Origin of the sequence: Hansschlegelia beijingensis (genome assembly GCF_045505405.1) — a bacterium.
GTDB classification, from domain to species: domain Bacteria; phylum Pseudomonadota; class Alphaproteobacteria; order Rhizobiales; family Methylopilaceae; genus Methylopila; species Methylopila beijingensis_A.
In genome coordinates this window covers 1-5,356 of record NZ_JBJKEX010000211.1, presented here as the reverse complement: position 1 = coordinate 5,356, position 5,356 = coordinate 1, and the positions used below count along the sequence as shown (strand labels likewise).

Genomic DNA, 5,356 nt, shown 5'->3' with positions numbered 1-5,356 from the left:
GGCAGTCCGGCCCCGGCCGAGGCCACCTCCGCGGGGTCGAGCCCGCGCGCCGCAGGGCGCAGCCGCTTGAGGCCGAGGCCGAGCGTGCCCATGACGCCGCGCGGCAGCACGAACATCACGGCGAGCAGCAGCGCGCCATAGGCGAACTTCTGCCAGAGCTGGAAGTCCTGCAGGTACTCCGGGAGATAGGTCAGCACGAACGCGCCGAGCACCGGGCCGAAGGTCGTCGCCGCGCCGCCGAGGATGACCATCAGCAGGAAGCGCACGCTGTCGGAGAAGGTGAAGATGTCCGGCGAGATGTACTGGTTCAGGAAGCTGTAGAACACGCCGGCCACGCCGGCCGTCACCGCCGCCGCCACGAAGGCGAGGATGCGCATCGCGGTGGCGTTGACGCCGAGCGAGCGGGCCGCGATCTCGCTCTGCGACACCGCGAGCATGGCGCGGCCGTAGCGGCTGTCCGTGAGGTTGTGAGCCGCAAGCGTCGCCAGAAGCAGCGTCGCGGCCAGCACGCCATAGAAGCCGTAGCCCGTGAGCTCGTAGCCGAACACGCTGGGCGTCGGGATGCCGGAGAGGCCCGTGGTGCCGCCCGTGAGCGCGGTCCACTCGATCGCCACGTTCTCGACGATGATGCCGAACGCGATGGTGACGACCGCGAGATAGACGCCGCGCACGCGCACCGTGGGATAGGCGAGCGCGACGCCGAACAGGGCCGCCACGACGGCCGCGCCGATCGACGCCGTGACGAGGTCGGCGCCGAGCCGGACGGCGAGGATCGCCCCCGTGTAGGAGCCGAGCGCGAACAGGCCGGCCTGGCCCAGCGAGACGAGCCCCGTCAGGCCGACCAGAACGTTCAGGCCGACGGCGATCAGGCCGTAGATCAGGAACAGCATGAACAGGCGGAGTTCGTACTCGTTCTCCGCCGTGAGCGGCACCGCGACGAGCAGCGCGGCGAAGGCCAGAAAGCCGAGGAGATGCGACCGGCTCATACCTTCACCGTCTCACGCTTGCCGAACAGACCCTGCGGGAACACCAGCAGCACCGCGATCATGACGCCGAAGGCCACGATTTCGCGGGCGGCGGTCGAGATGTAGCCCTCGACGAACTTCTCGAGGACGCCGAAAGCGAGGCCCGCCACCAGCACGCCCGGCGCGCTCGTGATGCCGCCGATGATGGCGACCGCGAAGCCCTTGAGGCCGAGCAGGACGCCCATGGTGGCGGAGGCCTGGATCACCGGCGCGACCAGCACGCCGGCGCCGGCGCCGAGCAGCGCGGAGAGGCCGAACGACAGGGCGACGATGCGGTTGACGTTGATGCCCATCAGGGCGGCGGCGCGCTTGTCATGGGCGACGGCGCGCATGGCGCGGCCGACCAGCGTGCGCTTCTGCATCAGGCCGAGGCCGAGGGTGAGCACGATCGCGACGGCGGGGATCAGCAGTTCCTGCGCGTAGACGCCGGCGCCGAACACGTTGATCGGGCGATCAACGCCCGGAGAGGGCAGCGGCCGCGAGAAGCCGCCGAACTGCATGGTGGCGAGGCTCTCGGCCATGATGCCGATGGCGATCGTGGAGAGCATCCAGCCGATGGAGTTCGCCTGGGCCGTGAAGGGCCGCACCGCGACCCGCTCCAGCGCCACGCCGAAGACCGCGCCGGCGAGGATCGCGAGCGAGCAGGCGAGCCACACCGGCATTCCGGCGTCGACGCCCATGACGGCGAGCACGGCGCCGATCATCAAGGTGTCGCCATGAGCGAAGTTCACGGCCTTGGCCGTGGACCACATTATGTGGAAGCCGAGCGCCACGAGCGCGTAGACGCCGCCGATGGCGAGGCCTGACAGCGTGTATTGCAGGATTGTGGTCATGTGCTCCGCTGCTTTCGGATGTCGCGGGCGGTTCCGGGGGAGGAGCCGCCCGCGTCCGGCCGGCCGGGGATCCGCAGCCCCCCTGCCGATCGGTTGGCGGTGGACGGCGCGCGCAGGGCGGCGCCGTCCGAAGCCTTAGTTGCTCTTGCCGTAGGGGGTCTGCTCGATCGGGAGCAGCTTGCCGTCCTGCCAGGCCGTGACCTTGTAGTATTGCGGAAGGATCGCATCCTGCCGCTCCGGATCGGAGGCGTCGAAGGCCGGGTCGTAGTTCGCCACCAGACCTTCCAGCTTCACCTGGTAGAGCGCTTCGCGGACCTTGGCCCAGTCGAAGGCGCCGGCCTTCTCGATCGCCTGCGCGATGATGTAGATCGCGTCATAGGCGTTGCCGACGCCGGAGCTCATCTTGATCTCCTGCGGGTCCTTGAGACCGTACTTTGCGGAGATCTTGTCCCAGAGCGCCTTCTTCTTCGGGTCCATTTCGCCCATGAAGGTATAGGTCTGCACCACCTGGACGCCGTTCGCGAGCGGGCCGGCGAGCTCGCCGAGATTGCCGGCGATGCCCCAGGCCCCGATGATCGTCGGCTTGAAGCCGACCTTGTCCATCGAGCGGAGGATCTGGTTGCCTTCGCGGTCGAGCGCCCAGAACAGCACCACGTCGGCGCCGGCGTCGCGGGCGCGGATCGCCTGGGGCGTCATGTCCTGGTCGTTCCAGTTGAAGGTCTCGGTCGCGACCAGCTCCTTGCCGGCGGCCTTCATCGCCGCCTGGACGTCCGGCAGCGCGCCGTTGCCCCAGCCGGTGTTCTCGTAGAAGAACGCGATCTTGCCGGTCTTCGACTGCGCGATCGCCTTCTCGACGAGGAAGCGCGCGACCCATTTGTCCTTGGCCGAGACGCGGAACATGAAGTTCGGCGACTTGCCGTTCTCGATCGCCTTGGTGTTGGCCGCGAGCACGCCGATGAACGGAATGCCGATCGCGTTCACGGGCTCGGCCTGCGCCACCGTGACGGTGGAGTGGTAGCCGCCGAGGATCGCCACGCACTTGTCGGCGAGCGCGACGCGGCGGGTGTTGTCGACGCCGCGGGGCGGCGCGCCGGCGTCGTCATACTGGATGAGCTTCAGCTTCTGGCCCAGCACGCCGCCTTTGGCGTTGATCTCTTCAATGGCGATCTCGGCGCCCATCTTGATCGCCGCGCCGCCAAACGCCGCCGGACCAGTGGTGGCGACAGAATTGCCAATGCAAGGAGCCTTCTGGGCAAGCACGGCGGACGGGAAGAGCGCGACGGCCGCAGCCGCCAGCCAGCCAGAGCTGCGCGATAGTCTTGTCGACGCCATGTTGAACCTCTCGGACATCAAGCCGCAGCGCGGTGACGAAGGGTGATCGACTTAAAGATCGCGCGAAAGCTGACGGACCGCCCAACCACAATCAAAGACGGTTTTCCGATCGCAGCTATTGCTTCAGCCTATGGCTTGCCGTTTACTCACGGCCTGACGCGCGGAGATCACCCTTAAAGGCTTGATATCACTGATTATTTTGTGGGATTGACCCATATTTTGGGCGAATGATCAACTATTAGGCAGGTTCAAAAATGTCAACCCGGGGCGGATAGAAGCCGTGGATCTCAGGCAGCTTCGCTACTTCGTGCAGATCGTCGACAGCGGCAATTTTTCGCGCGCCGCGGAAATTCTGCGCGTCGCGCAACCGTCGCTCAGCCAGCAGGTGCGCAACCTCGAAGACGAGCTCGGCGTCGAGCTTCTGGTCCGCCACGCCCGCGGCGTCACGCCCACCGAGCTTGGTCTGCGCTTCAGCGAGCGCGCCCGGCGCATCCTCGAGGAGGCCGATGACGCCAAGGCCGATCTGCGATCGCTCACCGAGAGCCCGTCGGGACGCGTCCTGGTCGGTCTGCCGACCTCCGCGGCGCGCGGGCTCGCGCCCGATCTCTACGCCGCCTTCGCGCAGCGCCTGCCGAACGTCGACCTGCGCGTCGTCGAGGCCATGAGCGGCTATCTCGACGAGCTGATCCAGGCCGGCCGGATCGACGTCGCCCTGCTCTACGATCACAAGGCCTTCGAGAACGTCGCCTGGACCGAGATGATGGTCGAGGAGCTGCTGCTGTTCGTGCCGAAAGGCCATGCGCTGGCGGCGCGCGGCGAGATCCCCTTCGCGCGCCTGTTCGATCTGCCGCTCGTCCTGCCGGGCCGGCCGAACGTGCTGCGGACGGTGCTCCACCAGCTCGCCGCGCGGCAGGACCTGACGCCCCGCGCGGTCGACTGCGACAGCCTGCCGGCGATCGCCAAGATGGTCAGCGGCGGCCGATTCGTCGGCGTGATGCCGCACTTCGCCTTTTCCGACGAGATCGCGCGTGGGGAGCTCGAAACGGTCCGCATCGTCGATCCGACCCCGTCCTGGCGGTTGTCGGTCGTGGTCTCCAAGCGGACGTTGAGCCCGCGCATCGCGGATCTCACGGCGCAGATCACCGCGGACGTGATCGCCGATCTCGTCAAGCGGAGGATATGGTCCGCGAAACTGACCACCGTCGAGGCGCAGAGGATGCCGAGGCGACGCGTTTCCTGAAGGACGGTCGCGCGATGATCGGAAGCCTCGGCTTCTCTGATGACCGGACAGGCCGCGCCATCCTCCATTCAGCTTGCAGCAGCGCCGTCCTCGGACGAGGAGTAGCGACGCGCTGCGCGATGGCGCCGCGCCGGCGCGCTTTGCCGGCTGCGCCGAATGGCGTATCGGACGGCGCTCGCCTGAAGTCAGGCGCAGCGCGCTTGCATGTGAGAACCCCATGACCGTTCTCGACGCCGCCTCCCCCGTGCCTGCCGAGACGCTCGCGGCCGCGCCGCGCCCGGACCATCTGCTGGTCGCCGAGATGGTGCAGCCGGGCTCGCGCGTTCTCGACGTCGGTTGCGGGGACGGGGCGCTGCTGCGGCTTCTGATCGCCCGGCGCGGCGTCGACGGCCGCGGCATCGAGATCTCGCAGTCCGGGGTGAACGCCTCGGTGGCGCACGGGCTGTCGGTCGTCCAGGGCGACGCGGACGCCGACCTCGCGCACTACCCGGACGACGCCTTCGACTACGTCATCCTGTCGCAGACCCTGCAGGCCACGAGGCGGCCGAAGGCGGTGGTGGAGGACCTGCTGCGCATCGGCCGCCGCGCGATCGTGTCGTTCCCGAATTTCGGCCACTGGCGGGTGCGGATGCAGTTCCTGCTCGAGGGCCGCATGCCGCAGACCGCGAACCTCCCCGACCCCTGGTACGAGACGCCGAACATCCATCTCTGCACGATCCGCGACTTCGTCGACCTCGTGGATCTGCTCGGCGCGCGCATGGAGCGGGCGGTCGCGCTCAACGCCACCGGCCGCCCCGCGCCGGTGAACGCGCCGTGGTGGTTCTGGAACCTGTTCGGCGCCCAGGGCGTGTTTCTGCTCAGCCGGAAATAGTGTCCCGGCGGGGCGCGGGCGCCGGGACACTATTTCCGGCTGAGCAGAAACACGC

Annotated in this window: 6 protein-coding genes; 3 read left to right on the top strand and 3 right to left on the bottom strand. The window is 68.1% G+C overall.

The window, feature by feature from the left end:
• From ACIKT0_RS12520 to ACIKT0_RS12510, 3 genes are all read right to left on the bottom strand, one after another.
• Positions 1-986: branched-chain amino acid ABC transporter permease (locus ACIKT0_RS12520; protein ID WP_407105656.1), on the bottom strand; the 986-nt coding region annotated here is incomplete at its 3' end.
• Complete coding sequence (locus tag ACIKT0_RS12515; protein ID WP_407105655.1) at positions 983-1,858, bottom strand: branched-chain amino acid ABC transporter permease; 876 nt, start codon at positions 1,856-1,858, stop codon at positions 983-985. The genes ACIKT0_RS12520 and ACIKT0_RS12515, both read right to left, overlap by 4 nt.
• A 135-nt stretch (positions 1,859-1,993) precedes the next feature.
• Positions 1,994-3,118, bottom strand: coding sequence for an ABC transporter substrate-binding protein (locus ACIKT0_RS12510; RefSeq protein ID WP_407105657.1), 1,125 nt, complete (start codon positions 3,116-3,118; stop codon positions 1,994-1,996).
• Here ACIKT0_RS12510 and ACIKT0_RS12505 point away from each other — a divergent pair.
• The 3 genes from ACIKT0_RS12505 (at position 3,039) to metW (ending at position 5,301) form a co-directional block, all read left to right on the top strand.
• Positions 3,039-3,236, top strand: a complete 198-nt coding sequence (locus ACIKT0_RS12505; protein WP_407105658.1) for a hypothetical protein — start codon at positions 3,039-3,041, stop codon at positions 3,234-3,236. The genes ACIKT0_RS12510 and ACIKT0_RS12505 overlap by 80 nt on opposite strands.
• A gap of 234 nt (positions 3,237-3,470) precedes the next feature.
• Positions 3,471-4,430 carry a LysR family transcriptional regulator gene (locus tag ACIKT0_RS12500; RefSeq protein ID WP_407105654.1) on the top strand — a complete coding sequence of 320 codons (960 nt, stop codon included), beginning with the start codon at positions 3,471-3,473 and terminating at the stop codon, positions 4,428-4,430.
• 217 nt (positions 4,431-4,647) lie between these two features.
• Positions 4,648-5,301 (top strand): methionine biosynthesis protein MetW, encoded by a 654-nt coding sequence (gene metW / locus ACIKT0_RS12495; protein ID WP_325448395.1) that lies wholly within the window; start codon positions 4,648-4,650, stop codon positions 5,299-5,301.
• Positions 5,302-5,356: the final 55 nt, after the last annotated feature.

Bases quoted from the DNA above. Each gene is read 5' to 3' on its own strand.
- ACIKT0_RS12515 (WP_407105655.1), bottom strand. From the start codon at position 1,858: ATGACCACAATCCTGCAATACACGCTGTCAGGCCTCGCCATCGGCGGC.
- metW (WP_325448395.1), top strand. From the start codon at position 4,648: ATGACCGTTCTCGACGCCGCCTCCCCCGTGCCTGCCGAGACGCTCGCG.